The sequence below is a fragment of the Kosakonia sp. SOY2 genome, assembly GCF_027109175.1.
Lineage (GTDB): Bacteria > Pseudomonadota > Gammaproteobacteria > Enterobacterales > Enterobacteriaceae > Kosakonia.
Genome location: NZ_JAPVXH010000006.1, coordinates 1 through 17056 on the forward strand (window position 1 = coordinate 1; position 17056 = coordinate 17056).

Sequence of the window (17056 nt, forward strand, 5' to 3'; positions counted from 1 at the left end):
TATCCGTCGCCCCGCCGCTGACCATCTGCCCGACGCTGGTAAGTGTGCCGCTGTAGATGCCGCTCAGGCCATGCAGCCCGTTGATGGTGTTGCTGTTGTCGAGCGTGGTGCCGGTGAGGGAAACCGACTCGCCCTGCAGCGTTCCGGCATTACTCAGGCTGCCACCGTCAAACGTCAGCGCACCACCGGAAAGCCAGTTACCGGAGGCGGTGTTGATGATACTGCCTGCGTGCGCCTGCGCCTGCTGCGCCCCCTGAATCAGGCCGCTGTTGGTCAGCGTGTTGCCGGTCAGGGAAACGGTGTTGCCGGCAATCTGTCCGCTGTTGCCGAGTGCATCCGCGCGAAGCAAAGCCGCATGGTGCGCCAGCAGCGTGCCGCTGTTGTCCAGTGTGCTGTCAGCGGTGATATCCAGCGCGTCCGCTTCCAGGCTGCCGCTGTTCACCAGTTTGCCGGCATGAAGCGTCAGCGCATCCTGCACATACAGCAGCCCCTGGTTTTCCAGCGCATCGAGGTTTACATCAAGCAGCCCGCCGCTTGCCAGCTGACCGTTGCGCCCATTGAACAGGCTCTGCGTGGCGAAGGTCAGGCTGTGATTGCCCTGCAGGATGCCGTTGCTGGTTATCACCGGTGCCGTCATGGCGAGGTCGTTTGCCGCCAGCGTGCCGTCGTTGTTCAGCTGTGCCGCGCGGATATCCGCCTGGCCCTGGCTCAGCATCTGCCCCTGGTTAGCGAGTGTGCCGGTAACCTGTACGTTCAGCGCGTCCTGCGCCTGCACCGTACCACTGTTATGCAGGCTGTCCGCCGTTGCGGTCAGGGTTTTCCCCTGCATCCGGCCCGCGTTGTCCAGGGTTTTACCCTGCAGTGCCAGACTGCCACCGCTGACAAGCTGCCCGTCCGCGGTAGTGGTCAGCGTGTTGCCATCCCACGTCAGCCCGTCCGTCCCCTGAATCAGACCGCTGCTGTGCAAATCGCCGTGCAGGGCGAGCACTTTCGCCATCAGCGCGCCGCTGTTTGTACTGTTCTCTGCCGTCAGCGTCATCCCCTGCCGGCTGACCACCTGGCCCTGGTTATCCAGCGTGCCGCTGACCGTGGCAGTCAGGCCGCTCTGCCCGAGAACCGTGCCGGTGTTCATCCACTGACCGGTCGCGAGGTTCAGCGTGTCACCCTGTATCTGCCCGGCGTTGTTCAGCCGGTCATTTTTCAGCGTCACCGCGCCGTTACTGAGCAGCAGGCCGTCCTGCTGGTTAGTCAGTGTGGTACCGGAAGCGGTCAGCAGCGCCGTGCCCTGCAGCGTGCCGCTGCTGGTAATATCAGCGCTGTTCAGCGTCAGGTTTTTCGCGGCAATCAGGCCGCTGTTGATTAATGCCAGTCCGCTCAGATCGAGCGAGCTTCCGCCCGCCAGCGTCCCTCTGTTGGTGGTTTTCTGCGTCTGTAACGTCAGGGCATCACTGCCCTGTATTGTTCCCGTGTTATCGAGGGTATCTGCTCGCACACTGGTGACGTTTGCTGCTACCAGACCATTGTTACTGATGCTGTCTGCGGCCAGGCTTAACTGCCCGTCTGCAAGCAGGCGGCCGTTGCTGATCAGACTGTGATAATCGCTGAACAGATTAACGCCGTTGATTTCTCCTGTGTTCACCAGCGTACTGCCGACAAGACGCAGGTCACCGTCGGTGGTGATTAACCCGCTGTTGTTCAGCTGCGGGATGGCAAGCGTCAGGTCTTTTGCAGAATAGAGCGTGCCGCCGGTGAGGTTTTCCAGCCAGTCCGTCTGCAGGTTCAGAGCCTGTGTGCCCTGCAACAGCCCGCTGCTGGTGATATGTGTGCTGCCGAGGCTGAGCGTATCCGCGACCAGCGTACCGCTGTTGTTCAGCGCACCGGGGGCGGTCAGGGTGATGGCTGACGCATTCGATTTCCCGCCGTGACTGACGGATTTCGCCGTCACGCTGAGCGTGCCTTTCGCTGCCTGAGTACCGTTCAGCGTGGCGCTGTCAGCGACCGTCAGGGTCAGGTCACTGCCGCTCTGCAGCTGTGCCTGCTGGCGGGTCTGCAGGTCAGTTGCTTTCACGCTCAGGGCTTTACCGGCATTCACCTGCCCGCCGATATCAGCAGTGGTCTGCGCGGTCAGTGTCACATCGCCTTTCGCGGTAACAGTGGAGCCGGTGCCGGTGGTCAGCGCGCCGGCCTTCACGTTCAGGGAATCGTCAGCGGCCAGGGTGCCGTTGTTCTGTACCCCATCGCCGGAGACCGCAAGCGTCTGCCCCTGCAGTGTGCCGCCGTTATTCAGCGTGGAGGCGGTGGCCGTAAGCTGGCCTTTTGCCGCTACCATCCCCTGGTTATCCAGCCGGGCGACCGTAAGCCGGGTATCACCTTCGGATAGCAGCGAGCCGCTGTTGTGCAGCGCATCGCCGGTCACACCCAGCGACTGGCCCTGCAGTGTTCCGCTGTTGTTCAGCGTGGACGCCGAGGCGGTGAGCTGATTTTTCGCGGCGATGGTGCCCTGGTTATCCAGTTGTCCGGCGGTAATGCGGGTATCACTGCCGGAAACCATTTTCCCCTTCTGGGTAAGGTTCTGCGCCGTCAGGGCGATGTTCCCTGCGGCATTCGCCTGGCTGGCGGTGTCCGTGGTTATGTTTTTCCCGGCAAGCGCCATGTCCCCGCCACTGGTGAGCGAACTGTTCGTCAGCGTGGTATTGCCGTTGCCGCTGAGCGTCAGTTTGCCGTCCGCCGCCAGCGTGGCGGTGTTCAGCGCCATATCCTGCGTGCTGTTAACCGCGATATCACCACCCGCTTTATGGCTGCCGGTGAGCGTCACGCCATCGCCCTTCGCCGTCAGCGACCCGCTGGCAACACTCTCCCGGACGGTCATTTTCCCGTTCGCATCAAGCGTGATATCGCCCTGGCGCGCCGCCAGATTGCCGAGGTTCACCCCCACGCCTTTTTCTGTGGAGACCAGGTGAATACGGTTGGCATACATGCCGCCGAGTGCGCCGGTATCCACCGCCACCACCGGTGCCGCGCCCTCGCCGTTGATAGCGGTCGCCTTACCGCTGGCATCCACCCGGTTCGCCCCGGTGGTGACCGTTAAATTCTTCGCATGTATAGCAGCGTTGACTTCGGTGGCACGGGAAATCAGTGACAGCGCATCGCTGCCGCTGGCATTCAGCCCCTGGCCTTCGACGGTGATGGTGCCTTTTGTCACCTCGAGAGCCGAGAGGTTGCCCGCCGCGTCAAACTGTGGTTTGCCGGTGGTCAGTGTCGCATTCGGCGTGTTAATAAAGCCGCAGCCGTTACAGGTGATGCCGTACGGGTTGGCGACCATCACATTGGCGGCTTTTCCCGCCACTTCGGTGTAGCCCTGCAGCTGTGAGCGGCTGCCGCCGGTCACTTCGTTGATAATGCCCTTCGCTTCCTGCCCGGCCTTCAGGTTCGGGTTGTTCTGGATAAGCCCGCCAAGCCGGGTCTGGTTCAGCTGTCCGGTGGCGTTGTTGAGGATGAGCCCCTGCTGGCCGACGTTGTATTCGTTAAACTGGTTGTGCGAGATGCCCGCGCCGTTGGGTGGAGCGATGTTCACCACCGGCACGCCGTTGCCGGCTTTGTCCATGCTGGCCGGGCCGGTCGGCGTGATGGCCGCCGCGAAGGAAGGTGCCACGGGCTGCCAGACCAGCAGGCCGATAATCAGCCAGCTGAGTGCGCGCTGGGAGAAACGAACCGGTTTATCGGTATTCATCCTTGTCTTCCTTTAAAAAGTGACAGCCACACGCCAGTTAAATGTCAGGTGGTCCGGGCCGAGCCAGTCCGGGTAACGCAGAGGTGTGCCGACAGAGACCTGGCTTGCGAACCAGCGCCCGGCGCTGCCCAGTCCTGCCGCGGCGCCCCAGAGCGTGCCGGCGGCATACCGGTCAAGCCGGTCTTTCTCCAGCCAGCCGCCATCCAGCGCCGCGGTGGCGCTTATCTGCCCGAGCACCGGCAGCGTGAACAGGGTGTAATTCACTTCGTTGCGCCAGTAACCGCCGTTGTCGCCGGAGATGTACTGCTCTTTGAAACCGCGCACCGAGCTTTCACCGCCAAGCGTCAGGCGCTCGCTGCCGTAGAGCCGGTCCGGCGACCACTGCCCGTACAGGCTGGTCAGCCACAGCAGGTCGCTGGTGAGCGGGCGCTGAAAACTGGCGCTGAGGCTCCCCTTGCGGAACTGCGCGCGCGGCACATCGCCGGTTTTACCTTCATCGGTTTCGGCGTTAAACCATGGCATGCCGTGGCTGTAGGTCGGGTTAAAGGTCGCCACGCCGCCCAGCAGTTTCTGTGTGTGGCTGATGCCAAGCTGCAGGCTGGAAAGATTGCGCGTGCTGCTCACCAGCGGGGCGTCGTTAAGCCAGTTGCGCGATGCGCGCTGCGTGATGCCGGCGCTGAGCGCGGTTTTGATGTCGCCGTTGCGGAAAATAACGCGCGAGAGGTTCAGGCGGTGGGTTTTCGTGTCGCCGGTGGAAACCCACGGAAACCCCTGACTGATGATGGTGGTGCGGTAATTGCTCCAGGCGTAGCTGTAATCCAGCAGGCTGTAGCCGTACGGAATACTGACCCCGGCCTGAAAATTCTGCGCGTCATACCCGGTGGCGAAATCGCTGCTGCGTCCGCCGCTGACAAACCACTTATCCGCCAGCCCCAGTAAATTATTGCCGGTCAGTGAACCGTTCAGCTGATTTTCACCGGTGCTTTTCTGCCCGCTGTTATCCAGAGACACAGAGGCACTTAACGGAAATTCCGGCGTGGCGGTTAAATTCACGGTGGAATAACCGGGTTCGCTGTCCGGCACGATTTCAATCTGCACCGGCTGACTGCGCAGACGGTTAATCTGCTCCATGCCCTGCTCTATATCCCTCAGGTTGAGAACTTTCCCCTCCAGCCCCGGAAATACCATTTTCAGCATGCGCGGCGATTCACCTTCCAGGCGGATATGGCGTAATTTCCCCTCCAGCACCACAATGCGTAATTCGCCGTGGGATAAATCCTGCTCGGTAAGAAACGCGCGGCTGGTAATATAGCCCCGGCTGATATACCAGTCGGAAATGGCGGCGGTGAGTCCGGTTATTTTCGCCATGTTCAGGCACTGGTTCTGCCAGGGAGAGAGCAGCTTCTGCTGCGCCCTGGCGTTAATAAGGGTGACGCCGGAAAGGGTGATGGTGTGAATATCAAAACAGGGGCCGCCGGCCTGCGTGTCAGACGGGGTGCGGCCTGCGCGCGGCAGCGGTGTGGCACGTTCCAGCTCGTCGCGCTGCTGCTGGTTCTGGCGCAGCAGTTGTTCCTGCTGCTGACGGACAGCATCACGATCCGCCGGTGATAATGGCGCAGCCTGTAGTGCTACCGCTGCAAATAATAAAGACCATGCCAGATAACGCACGCTGACCATCCATGAGAAAGAGAATATACGTCACCCCAAAAATTCAGTTTTGGTTAGGTATTATTAGAACAGGTATTTCCTGTATATTCCTATTAAAAAGCTGCAAAGACAATCACCGCGCAATAAAACGGACAGAATGAATAAATAATTTTATTTTAGTTGCGGATATATTCGGTGGGGTAACGATGCTTAAAGAGATTAATAATAAATATGACAGAAATGCTACACTTTCAAGAAATAAATAAGACAGTGATTACCCACAAATAAACGGGAAGCATAAATATAATCTCATTCGGGAAAATCTTCAGGCAGGATGAGATAGAGAGAAGTGCTGACTGCGCCTACAGTGAGCTACATTCTTCTCCAGGTCACATCTGTTGCGGAAGTCGTACTAGCGATTGGAGGGCGAGTATTTAACAAAAAAACGGTGAGACATTGATTCTTGCAACGTGACAATCGGCATTTATCCTTGCTTTCACATATCGTTGGACAAAGAGTGTTAAGGGACACTACGTTGCGTTTGAAGTCACTCTAATCCCGGTGATCGCCTTTTTTCGATCCTGACGAATATTCAGCTCTGAATACTTGCCCGCTTCGGGGCAAAGTGGATATTGAGCACATCGTGATAAGTTGCCTTCTGCGAGCAGGTCATCTGGCCTGGGGCCGATCACCGGGTGTCTACCTCAACTTGGTTCAAGCCGGCGAAAACATGAACGGCTGCTATATTCCAGCCCACAACCTCCAAAGGTACAAATATCGGATACGGATAAACGGTTTTATACTCATGAAATCAGGGAGCTAGAAAGATACCGGAGTCTGGGTATAAAAGATGATGAACGACCGAAGAACAGAGCTGAAGTCTGGAATAACACCCATACTGCAACGTTGGAAGATTATAAAATAAACGAAAAAACACATCCTTTATATACACCAGAGGCTGAGGAAGCGTATCGCAAAGCGGAGGAGGGAAAATAATGTTAGATCTTGAAAATATTTATAAAAATGAGAGTGTGGAAGATATTCTCTTGCATTTCGCGCTGCGCACTCCTTATCCAGTCATTGATCGCATGTTTGTTCGTTACAAATTTGAAGTAATTTCAGAAGGTAAGTTGTTACAAACGTTTCAACGATTGATCCGTGAAGGTAAATTGGTAGAAAACGAAAATCCTCTTCCGGAAAAAGGCCCCAACTGGAAAGAACCTGATTTTGTGACACAAAAAAGATACGGCATTGAATGATCCACCTGACAAGCCCCTGAACAGGGGCTTGCCACAAGTTACATTTTCACTATCCAGCCATCACACGTGCAGTAAACTTCGGCAGTTAGCATGACAGCAATTTTAGCTCCACCAACGGCATGTCTGTATCCCGCTGCGGAGCCGCCTTGTTCCCGTTCTTTATTATGAGTGCCAGCAGATCGGATGTGTCTGGATTATCAGTGTCCAGTACGATTGAGATGGTCATTTACTGCCGCAGTAAGCGTATGATGTAAAAAGCCAAACACCGGCATACACCTGAGTACCTGGCCATGAAAATTTTACTCAAATCTTTGCTGATCGCTGCTGCCTTTTCCTCGGTCTCTGCTCATGCAGGCACCACAATCTACCATGATGGCGATACAACCTATGTGGATAGCGATGAGGGCAGAACCACTTATCAGAATTTAGGCGGCACCGTATTCGGTAGTGATGGCAGCATCACCTACCAGAGCGGTGATCGAACTTTTTCGCAGGATAAAGACGGGCATACCACATCATATTACGAAAGCAGTGGCATAGTTTTCGGTAGCGATGGCAGTAGAAAGCAAACCATTGGCAATTATACTTACATCACAGACGCAAGCGGCAAAAAACAGATTTGTTATGACGAGGGTCCCAGGACGATCTGTATGTGAACATTCCCGGTGGCTGAATTGATCTCATCTTCCTCTGATTCTGTGCAATGACGTCAATACTGACACAGACCGGTACGATGCCGGTCTGCTGCACACAATCGTTTGCTACATCATCTCGATATACAGGAACCCGGTAAAGACTGGTTTTTTGCTGCATCCACTGGCTGGACAAGCCTGTGACGGATCGGGCACGTCAGTACTGTGCTTTGTATGGCCACAAGCAGCTGCTGTGACGAAGCCAGCCCAACCAATACTGTGATTATTATTTTTTCATTTCTGTAGTTTCATAAAAAACAGAGATCTACAATGTGACTTTTCGTATGTTCTTTTTCCGCACTTTTGGTGCTAACAAGGGTATCACGTGAATACGATGAGCGTACTGGCTCCTCTGGGGGCGGGTGTACTGGCATGGGCAATTGCAGGATGTACCATATCCGGTAGTATGCAAGATAAAAAACATAGCAAACTGGTGTCCAGAGTTTCGGGGATCCTGGGAGGAGCTTTTATTGGTTTTGTCTGTCTGGTCGCAACAATAATATTTGTTCATGATTCTGAGAGCCCGAAACCGGAAGAAGAGACAACGAAGACAGTACCTGCCGCAAAAGATTACGACGAATCCCACATAGTTACATTCAACGTGAGTGTTGAGACATATGTTTCAAGACTGAATTCATTGTTAGAAAGGCTGCAAACAGGCTACAAAGCTGATTTTCAGACTACGGAAACAGATATATCTTTTGATGGATTTTATAAATTTGACGAATGCAACAGAATAGGAATTGCAGCAAATAAATTTAATCATAATGTTCGCAGTATTGTTGTTACTGTTTGCTCAGGGAAAGATGTTGATGCCGCAACCCGCTCCGTAAGTTTAGCTTCGGCTGCATTTGATGCAACGCAAAAATCGCCGGGGAATTTTAAGGTTTCAATGGATATCATCACCAAGCTAATGTCAGGTAAATATAAAAATGATGAGGTTAAAGTTGGAGATGCGGTTCTTTCTGTCGTTCATCAGAATGGCGGCAGTGTCATATTTATTGAATCGAAATAGATCATACCTCCGCATTCTGCGTCAATAAGAATGATGTAAGCATCAGTAATTTCTAAGAAAAGCAATGATGCACGCTAAGCTGGTATGCCGTGAGAGAAACGCTGCGACTGTTAACTGGTTAAGTCACAAGGCGTCCTGAATTGGGGCATGTCATAAAAGCTTTTCCGGCAGAAGATAAAGCAGTTATTTTTATCAACAATCTGGGTAAAGAGATCATGTCAATAAAAACAGGCATTATAAATTTCAAGTCCAATGTGGCTAGTGTCAACTTTGTAACTCAAGCCGAATCTGATTCGGTCCTGGTATTTGAAGCAACGCCTTCCAGTGAAGGGAAAGTATGCTTTTTGAAAGAGGGCGAAACCTATCCTGCGTTAACACCATGGATAATAAGGCTGTTGATGGGGGGAGATAATCAGAAAAACACAGGTACGTTATATTTTCTTGATTCATATTCTGCCCAGGCGGATATTTATATTAGCAGTGACAAATTTAATTCACTTCTAGTGGCAATCAGCTCTGGTAATTTACCCGATTCCTTATCTTTGAGCGTCGGTGGTGTCTCCTACAGTAATTCCGGGCTAATCTGGGATGTAGAGGTAGATCAATTACAAGTGCTCGATGTCACGATAAGGATAAAAATCTTTAGCAAAATGAAACAAGCATAATCCCCAAAACAAAGAAGTATGCAGATGAGCCTCTCGTGCACAGGAATGCTGTTGACAGCTGGGTTGGCAGACAGATGGGGGTTAAATTTCGCCTGGGTGCCGGTCTGGCTGGATATGTGAAAACCTGTCATCCGGGTATCAGTGCTGTAGCCGCGAGCAACTGAACCCGGCCACACCCGGCACCTTTATTCTTCTTAACCATCCATTTTAACGAGGCTTCTACGCGCAAAATATTCATACGCTCTCCTTCGCTATTGATTGTTATTATCATCAGTATAAATCCAAAAACGATAGTATTATTTATCTTGTTAAGATTAATTCGCATAATACGTGAGAATCGGTTTATCTGCGCTAATATAACGTTTTGGTTGTAAAATTTAATAAAAAAGTCCCATGTCAAACGGGACTTTCCGTGAATTAATCATTATCCTTTTGGATTGGTATTAACTTTTCATTATTTGTTTTTGTGAGTGACAAAGGTGAACTTACATCAGAAACATGGAAGCGTTCCAGGTGATTCTCAATAAATCTTTGACCTTGATTTGTTAGTCTGTCAATACTTTCATTAAGGTTTACAATGTCTCTGTTCAGTTCTTCCAGAAAGCGGGTGGATGTTGCTATTATATTACCCAGTTTAGTATCGACGGCTTTGATAAGAATATCCTTTGCTCTTTCATTGCTACCAAATTTTTCTTCTATTCTAAGAAAATCATTCATCGCTTCTTCAATAGCTGTATCCTGAAGTTCTTTATACTGAATAGTTTTATCATAGACTAATTGTTGAGCTCGTTCCTTAAGCTCAAGTTGCATATGACCGATGGCGGTTATAGTTTCTACATTTAACTTAGTAAGTTGTTCAAGGTAAAGAGCAATAGCGGCTGTGGTTCGCTCCATCCGTTCAAACTCTTTTTCTTTTTTCCATTCCTGGATTTCAGCTACTGCTTTCTCAATTTCACGAACTCTTCGAACCTCGAGGTCAACTTCAAGCTCTTTCTCTTGAGATCTTAATTGATGCCTGAGATCCATTTCTTTAATTTTGAAATCGTGTTCGGATCTGGATTGAGCTGTTAATGTGTCTATACTGCGTTGGTGAGCGGAGTCTTGCGAGGATTCACTTCTCTCATGAGCTCTTGTTTTAAGCGGCTCAGAAGCCCAATCACATAAAACTTCAATTGGCTTACTGATACAACCAAGTAGGGCATTCCCTATGTTACCTAACCAGCCCATATCACTCTCCTAATAATTCGTTGAATAATCTATCAAAAAGAACCTGTTCTTTTTTTCTCAAGTAGTTGATTTCTTCAATCCTATCCTTGTCTTTGTCAAAGACTGAAAATATGTTTCCAATTTGATTGACCTTATCATCAAGGAAAAAAGCATAAGTGTTTGAAGTTGTTCTGGATTGTTTGAAGCCAACAAGTTCTTTGGTAATGTACTTCAGGCAATTTTGTGTATTAGCATCTTCAATGTCAGTAATTTGATTAGCAATCCTTTCTAAATTGTTATTAATAAAAATTGAGTATTCTCTTTCAAAAGAGAGTGATAAAAGATTTTCATTTTTCTCATATTGAAATAAGCAAGAAAATAATTGAGGGTGTTCATTTATACTACGTGAGACGAGATCCTCTCTTGCTTGTCTTAAAGCTGTTAACAACTCGGTGAGTGTTTTTTTCATCGATTCTTGAGCTATTTTGGCTTCTGTTAATTTTAATCGCAAGATTAAATAAAAAGTACTCACTAAGGATCCGATAGCCCTGTGGTATGATGCATTTTCTAAGGCTTTATGTTTTTCAACCAAATGCAAAATGGCTATTAATTTCCTTACGTGAGCACTTTTTTTCATTCTAATTATCTGAAGACAAATTAGGTTTGCTTAATTTTGCTTCTGAACGAATTTTCCCGATAGTATCAAGGGTATGTTCTTCAATTAAGCTACTGCTTAGGTCTAAACTTTTGGTATAACTATCGACAAGTTCTTTTAACCATTTTGAAGCAACCGACTGATCTACTTGTGATTCACTGAGTGTTCCTGAAACCTCTTTAAGGGTCTCAGAAAAGAATTTTGAACGCTCTTTTCGCAAGTCCTCTTGCAGAGTGCTAGCAAACTTAATTTCTTCTTTATATGCCTTAACAAGCTCAAGATAGTTTTTCTCAAAATTGTACAAAACTTCTAGCTTGTTTTTAAGTCGCTCAAGGCTGATATAGTCGTTTAAATCTTTTCTCAATACTTCAGTTAATTGTTTGTTAATGGAGTCATCGGCACCTGACGCTTTGACTGCAGAGGATATTACCTGAGCGAGATCTGTCATATCTTGTTATCCGTTTGGTTTATTGTTACTTTATCTTACTATTTATACAGGTTTGCATGAATAAAAATCAAAGGAAAAGTGATTTTTCTTATTAAAGAATCGAGAATCATCCAGGGGCTGGCTTAAACCTTTTTAGCTTTCTAATGAGTCCGAATCTTTGCTCGCGTCGAACGAGAGTCATGAATGTAAGCTTCTCGCTCAAAGCGACCAGTCACGCCTTCTCAACGCGCAGGCCTGGCAAGTCAGTTCGGTCAACTGAGGTGAACACCCGCAACTTGTGCGACATGCTGTATGGCTTCCGCCATTACCGTACCATCGGCATCCCAGTGCCCCCGCATACAGAAACAGGCGAAAGGGTCAAGTTTCCGCGCAGGCGCGGGCATAGGGATGTGTCAGGTTCAACTGTCCGGTTTCCCTGTTCCGTTAGAGAGATTGATGCCTGATTGTTTTGCATTTCATCTCGACACCTGGCTGGTGATGCATGAGGACTTACGCCACAGTGAGGCCTGTAAAACGGTGTTCGATATTCTTGCGAAGGGCTTACGGACTTATATCAGTAAGGCGCAGCCGTGACCGAACAATGATCCGATTAACCTCCAACCCAATGATTAACACACCACGAAATTCATAATGTTTTGAGAATGCCCGCATATCGCTCAAAGCTGCCTACCATGCCTGCTTCAGGAACGAACTTCGTCCGTTTTTCTGACAGACATCATGAAGACCAGCGCCGGAGCTGCCTGCAAGCTATATAAAAAGATTCCTTAGTATGTTGTAACTATTAATTTCACACTATTGCTTCGTTTCATGTGATTGCTTTCGTTTACCGGAAAACAGACAGCAGAGGAAAAGCAGGTAACGTTGCCCATAAACCAATACCCAGCAGATGAAGGATGTAGGCTGGCGCAAACCAGCGTCCAACCTGCAGACGCTGGCCTGAAGCCGGAACCAGTCCGTGTACGCAGAACAGCACCGTCAGTGTCAGCATTACACCTGAAAGCATCATCACGTCCCCGTGATGTACATTGAGCAAAGCAACAAACAGCAGCCAGACGGAAAACACGCTTGGCCGGAGTTTATCGCTGAACAGCCATAAACATCGCGCACCGGCAAGCACCAGCAGACCGGCCACCCCGTAACTGCCAGAACTGAACGGGAGATAGACGACCAGGGCCACGAAGGCAGCAAAGCTATTGAGGATGCTCGCATTCTGCAGGAACCGAAATACCTGCATGGCAACAGCAAAAGCGAACAGAATATTCAGTTGCCACCACTGTCCTCCCGCGTCACTGAATGCCAGCCAGTATCCCGGCTGAGCCAGCAACGCCATCAGCCAAAGACGGTTAATACCTTGCTGTCGTATGCTTTTCTTCGCCACGTTACAACCACTCACCAGTGCGAAGAGCGGGAATGCACACCGACCAGCCATATTGAGCCAGGGCATATCTAACTGAAATGCGGTGCCGATGTGATCCCCTGACATGGCGACAAATGCAACTATCCGGATAACATCGCGTTGCAGAGCCGAGAGGTTAAGTACTGAATTGAGGGAGACAGGGAAAACAGGCATTCGGGTTAGTATCACCTGTCCCCCTTAAATCTAAGGCAGGGTGATACACGGTGATAACCGACAGACACGAACCTGGACAAGACAATACCGTAAATATTGACTGGAATGAGCATCTGTTTTTCTACCTGCATCAGTCACCGCCGAGCGTTTTTTCCAGTTCAATGTCTTTTTCCGGTACATTCGCCACCGACCCATGCCCGGCACGCCCCATCAGTTCACTGATCTGTTGGCGTGTACCGCGCATATCAGCCAATACTTCGCGGATAGCCTCATCCCGGGTACCCTGCTCTTCACCGTCTCGCAAACGGCTATCCAGCTCTGATTGCCGGAGCGGATCACTTTTACCCCCCGCACGGAAAGGTTCATCCAACGGCATGGCACTAAGGGCTACCGCAGTCAGTTCCTGGGGGGTTGTTCCCTGAGCGTCTTCCTGCTTCTGTAGCCCATCCGGAGGTATTGCTGAAGAATAGTCCTCTCTTGCCGTAGCTTCTCTTTCCGCTTCTGCCAGGCTGCGGGCTATCAGCTCGACCTCTTCCGGCTCCGTGATACGCCCGCCGGTGAGCCGTATGGCATTGAGCAGTCGATCCTCACCATGCAACCTTATCACCACCCCGCTCTGCGGGTTCCCGGGTGGCATTCGGCATACGCCATTAACTGCTGGTGACGGCGGCAGTACAGGCGGCACAGTTCTTCCTCGTCGTGGCGGTCATACATCCAGCTCCGGTGGTTCAGCACCAGACCGGTGATGACAATCCCCGCAGCTTCATTGCCCAGACTGAGATCGGCGTCGCTGAGTGGATTCACAAAACGCCAGCGCGCTTCTCCCTCCGGCTTCATAAAACCGCCCCCCTCCGGCAGCTCCGCGTAATCCCACGCGCCGCCGTCATATCCGTCCAGATATCGGGTGGCATAGAGATAGATATTGTTTTCAGCGATAATAAAATCGTGACCAAATAGGGCTGGCAGGAAACGCAGTTTGACGTAACCGTCCAGAATACGGGCGGGCTGAAAATCAGTGACTGACGTGTGCATATACATAATCTCCGCTATTAAGGGTGAATACCGATACGGCCTGTGCCGTGACTGAATGGCAGCCCGGCGGAAAGCGGAGTGTTCAGGAGCGACGACGAGGCCGCAGCGCAAGCGAGCGCGAGGCGGGATTACGCACGGCGGTGACGCGAAGCATGAGCGGAGGCGCGACGGGAGTAAGCGCGGTGAGGCGAGTGCGAACGGGGGAGGAGGCGAGCTTGCGATCTCTTGAACACGCAGCAGCCGGGCTATAGTGAAGTCACGGCACCGGCCGCAGACCGCACGGACCGGGTTTTCTGCCCTTCTCCGCCGCAGGCGTAATGACAGCGGCGCGCAGCAACGTCCTTTTTTCCACAGCGCAACTGCACAGGGCGGGCATAACCCTGTGGATAAACACCGCGCGGCCTTGATGGCAGCAAAAAGAACGGAAGTGGTTATAAAATAACCACTTCCGTTGACGGTTATCCCAGATTATTCCGTATCTCTGCCGCCCGGCGGTACAATTCAACCAGCTGCATATCAATCTGCTCAATCAGCAGGCCGGCCATTTTACTGACAGGTGCGGCGTCCCGGTACAGATGACGTTTTGTCATGTCCCGCAGACGCAGATGAAACTCATATAGTGACGCTTCCAGAATGGCCACATCCGCTAACAGTTCACTGCCGGCTCCTGTCTCAGGTGTCTGTCCGTTCATGATGTATCTCCCTCCGATCAGGCTTTCGTGAATTGTTTAAGGGCAGTCAGGGCAGCATGTCCCCGAGTCACCGTCTCCGGCGTGTCCCCGCCGGCCTTCCAGGCCAGCGCATCCTGTTCATTGAGACAGCGCTCAGCCCAGCCGCTCACCAGTTCCAGCAGTGCAGCCGGCACGCTGACCATCGCCGGTGCCGCCCGCAGACCGGCCAGTAGTTCCAGCACCGTGCCGAAGGAAATCCCCTCTTCCGCATGGTCGCCGCTGCCGGCCCCGCCAATCTCCTCCAGAATGCGATCCGCCTCCAGTTCCGTCATGTCCTCCGCCACGCCTATGATGGTTTCGCGGCTCCAGACCAGCAGGGCAAATTTTTCCGTATCGCCAAAAGCGCGTTTCAGTTTTTTGTTCAGTTCTTTGCGGGTTCCGTACAGCATAATTTTCTCTCTTCTAAACCTGTATTCGCGGGTGGCGAATGCCCCCCGACGTGTCGTTATGTGCGTATGCCGTCGGGGCATCACACCGCGGCCGAATGCATCAGCGCGCGCTGTTCACCAATCCGTTGCAGAGCGGCGGTGTGGTACTGCTCCAGAAGCTCGATACCAATCCAGCGCCGGCCGCACTGGTCAGCAGCCACACACGTCGAGCCGCTGCCGGCAAACGGATCGAGCACCAGGTCGCCGGGGCGGGTGAAACACTCAATCAGGGGACGAAGAATGCTGACCGGCTTTTCCGTCGGGTGATGCCGGTTGCCGGTGTATTCCCAGGGCATCACATCCGGCAGCGGGTTCTGCGGCAGCGCCGGACGGCCTTTTGCCAGGATATACGCGCTTTCGTGCTGATAGCCGACAAAGGCGGATTTGGAGGCATAGGGTTTGGTGAAAACGAGGTGGCCAACAATGCGGAAGCCCGCCGCTTTCCATGCCCGCATGAAGGTGTCCACGCGGTTCCAGCCATAGAAGCTCACGGCCAGACTGTTATTTCTCAGGACGCGGTACATCTGCTGACTGGCGGGCATCACCCACTCATCGTTAACGTCATTGGCGATCGAACGCCCTGACCGGTCCTTAAAGCCGACGAGATACGGCGGATCTGTGAGAATGAAATCGATGCTGTTATCCGGAAAGGTGGCCATCAGCTGCACGCTGTCACCCTGCATGAAACGGGACATGTTCTGCTCCTGTGTATGAAGGGGCACCCCAGTGGTGCCGTGACCTCCACACAGCCGGGCGATCTGGCGAGCAGGCAGGGGCGTCAGCGCAAGCCGCACGCGCCGCCGGAGCGAACTGAATGTTCCGCGCACGGCGGGGAACGGGTGAGCATGACGGCGTCAGCTTCCCTTGCCGGCGAGGCAGCCCGGCTACCGTGAGGGCACGGCACTTCCCGCTCGCCGATGGCCGGACAGGAGGACGGACAGCGGCAGAGAAGCGGAGCACAGCGACAGCCTTATCCTGTCAGCAGGAGATGTGCAGGAAAAACCCGGTTACCTCGCTATTTTTATGGTTAATTAATGTCCAGTTAAGGTTCGTCTGCCAGAATAGGTGGCATAAAGAGCACAAGGTTCAGGTGCCACTGAGTTTATGTAGCCGGCAGGAGATGATGTCTCCTGCACCTTTTTTCTCTTCCCTCCCTTTTTCAGCGCGCAGCCTGCCGTTCCTCAGCCCTTAACGCATTCAATAGCTGCCTGAAGCGTATCCCAGTTAAACCCGACTGCTGCATCATGGTTTCTCTGCGCCAATTTCATGGCCAGTCGTATCTGCTCATCTGTCAGGCTGGCATCGAGCGTGAGGAAATGCTCCCGCAGCCAGAACGTGCCGCAGCAGAGTGCATCTGCCGGATAACGTGACAGGCGGTCAGTCAGTGCGGCCACCGTATACTCCCCCGCGTCAGGCTGGCACGCGGCAAACACTCCGTCCGCCACATCATTCCAGCACCAGTCCTCATGCGCCGGGCACGGCGCGTCAATGTCCTGCAGCGTCATACCCGGTATACTGAGCAGGCCGGTGACAATGTCATCGAGGCCGTCTGCCCTGTCGCCCGGCTCCGTGCTGGTCAGGTACCAGCCATCCAGGTAAATGGCCATTTCACCGCTACTAAGTGTGATGCGGGTCAGTTTCTGCATATCTGTGTCTCCGGTTGATGCGGCACCGTTTGCGCCGTGCCGGCACAACAGCCCGGGGAAAAGCGAAGGACGGAAGGGCCGCACGCGCCGTCGACAGCGGGCTGAATGCACCGCTTCGACGGGGAACGGGTGAGCATGACGACAGGGTGAACCCTTCTGGCCGCAGCGGCCGGGCTAACGTGAAGGCACGGCGCGTTTTCGGGGTCTGCCATGTGCCAGGAGCAGACCTTTATGCCCATTTAAGCTTGTCACTGGGGAGTTATATTAGGGGACAGCTTGGTCAACGGTTTTTTGTACGTTATGAGCATCATTTAACAAGCATATATAGGTAA

16 protein-coding genes and 2 pseudogenes are annotated in these 17056 nt (G+C 52.3%); 6 read left to right on the top strand and 12 right to left on the bottom strand.

What is annotated here, in order from left to right:
• Together O3S68_RS21575 and O3S68_RS21580 are read right to left on the bottom strand one after the other, a co-directional pair.
• A partial coding sequence (locus O3S68_RS21575) for a two-partner secretion domain-containing protein (RefSeq protein WP_269232444.1) occupies positions 1-3730 on the bottom strand: 3730 nt, incomplete at its 3' end.
• Positions 3731-3742: 12 nt separating this feature from the next.
• On the bottom strand, positions 3743-5407 hold the full coding sequence (locus O3S68_RS21580) for a ShlB/FhaC/HecB family hemolysin secretion/activation protein (RefSeq protein WP_269232445.1): 1665 nt from the start codon (positions 5405-5407) through the stop codon (positions 3743-3745).
• Between the two features lie 750 nt (positions 5408-6157).
• On the opposite strand from O3S68_RS21580, the pseudogene O3S68_RS21585 reads away from it, so the two are divergent.
• From O3S68_RS21585 to O3S68_RS21605, 5 genes and pseudogenes are all read left to right on the top strand, one after another.
• Positions 6158-6373: pseudogene (locus tag O3S68_RS21585) on the top strand (hypothetical protein); the annotation flags it as partial.
• Positions 6373-6636, top strand: coding sequence for a hypothetical protein (locus tag O3S68_RS21590; RefSeq protein WP_020456370.1), 264 nt, complete (start codon positions 6373-6375; stop codon positions 6634-6636). The pseudogene O3S68_RS21585 and the gene O3S68_RS21590, both read left to right, overlap by 1 nt.
• 290 nt (positions 6637-6926) lie before the next feature.
• Positions 6927-7292, top strand: a complete 366-nt coding sequence (locus O3S68_RS21595; RefSeq protein WP_269232446.1) for a hypothetical protein — start codon at positions 6927-6929, stop codon at positions 7290-7292.
• A 370-nt stretch (positions 7293-7662) separates the two neighbouring features.
• Positions 7663-8343, top strand: coding sequence for a hypothetical protein (locus O3S68_RS21600; RefSeq protein WP_269232447.1), 681 nt, complete (start codon positions 7663-7665; stop codon positions 8341-8343).
• Between the two features lie 140 nt (positions 8344-8483).
• Positions 8484-9008, top strand: coding sequence for a hypothetical protein (locus O3S68_RS21605; RefSeq protein ID WP_269232448.1), 525 nt, complete (start codon positions 8484-8486; stop codon positions 9006-9008).
• 417 nt (positions 9009-9425) lie between these two features.
• Here O3S68_RS21605 and O3S68_RS21610 read toward each other — a convergent pair whose 3' ends face one another.
• Genes O3S68_RS21610 through O3S68_RS21620 form a run of 3 tightly spaced genes read right to left on the bottom strand, consistent with a single transcriptional unit; the run spans position 9426 to position 11317 of the window.
• Positions 9426-10235, bottom strand: a complete 810-nt coding sequence (locus tag O3S68_RS21610) for a hypothetical protein (protein ID WP_269232449.1) — start codon at positions 10233-10235, stop codon at positions 9426-9428.
• A gap of 1 nt (position 10236) precedes the next feature.
• A complete protein-coding gene (locus tag O3S68_RS21615) occupies positions 10237-10851 on the bottom strand; it encodes a hypothetical protein (protein ID WP_269232450.1) in 615 nt (204 codons plus the stop codon).
• Between the two features lies 1 nt (position 10852).
• On the bottom strand, positions 10853-11317 hold the full coding sequence (locus O3S68_RS21620; RefSeq protein ID WP_269232451.1) for a nickel transporter: 465 nt from the start codon (positions 11315-11317) through the stop codon (positions 10853-10855).
• 366 nt (positions 11318-11683) lie between these two features.
• Between O3S68_RS21620 and O3S68_RS21625 the strand changes: the two are divergent.
• Positions 11684-11890 (top strand): annotated as a pseudogene (locus O3S68_RS21625) (LysR family transcriptional regulator); the annotation flags it as partial.
• A gap of 250 nt (positions 11891-12140) precedes the next feature.
• On the opposite strand, the gene traX reads toward O3S68_RS21625, so the two are convergent.
• The 7 genes from traX to O3S68_RS21660 all read right to left on the bottom strand — a co-directional run bounded on the left by traX (position 12141) and on the right by O3S68_RS21660 (position 16724).
• Positions 12141-12887, bottom strand: coding sequence for a type-F conjugative transfer system pilin acetylase TraX (gene traX / locus O3S68_RS21630; protein WP_269232452.1), 747 nt, complete (start codon positions 12885-12887; stop codon positions 12141-12143).
• Between the two features lie 130 nt (positions 12888-13017).
• A complete protein-coding gene (locus O3S68_RS21635; protein WP_269232453.1) occupies positions 13018-13524 on the bottom strand; it encodes a hypothetical protein in 507 nt (168 codons plus the stop codon).
• A complete protein-coding gene (locus tag O3S68_RS21640; RefSeq protein ID WP_269232454.1) occupies positions 13491-13919 on the bottom strand; it encodes an antirestriction protein in 429 nt (142 codons plus the stop codon). The genes O3S68_RS21635 and O3S68_RS21640 overlap by 34 nt, the downstream gene beginning before the upstream one ends.
• Positions 13920-14377: 458 nt before the next feature.
• The gene (locus O3S68_RS21645) at positions 14378-14611 is read right to left on the bottom strand and encodes a hypothetical protein (RefSeq protein ID WP_269232455.1); all 234 of its coding nucleotides are present in this window, start codon (positions 14609-14611) and stop codon (positions 14378-14380) included.
• A 17-nt stretch (positions 14612-14628) separates the two neighbouring features.
• Positions 14629-15039, bottom strand: coding sequence for a DUF1380 family protein (locus O3S68_RS21650; protein ID WP_269232456.1), 411 nt, complete (start codon positions 15037-15039; stop codon positions 14629-14631).
• Positions 15040-15119: 80 nt separating this feature from the next.
• Positions 15120-15773, bottom strand: a complete 654-nt coding sequence (locus tag O3S68_RS21655; RefSeq protein ID WP_269232457.1) for a DNA methyltransferase — start codon at positions 15771-15773, stop codon at positions 15120-15122.
• A 486-nt stretch (positions 15774-16259) separates the two neighbouring features.
• The gene (locus tag O3S68_RS21660; RefSeq protein ID WP_269232458.1) at positions 16260-16724 is read right to left on the bottom strand and encodes a hypothetical protein; all 465 of its coding nucleotides are present in this window, start codon (positions 16722-16724) and stop codon (positions 16260-16262) included.
• Between the last annotated feature and the right edge of the window lie 332 nt (positions 16725-17056).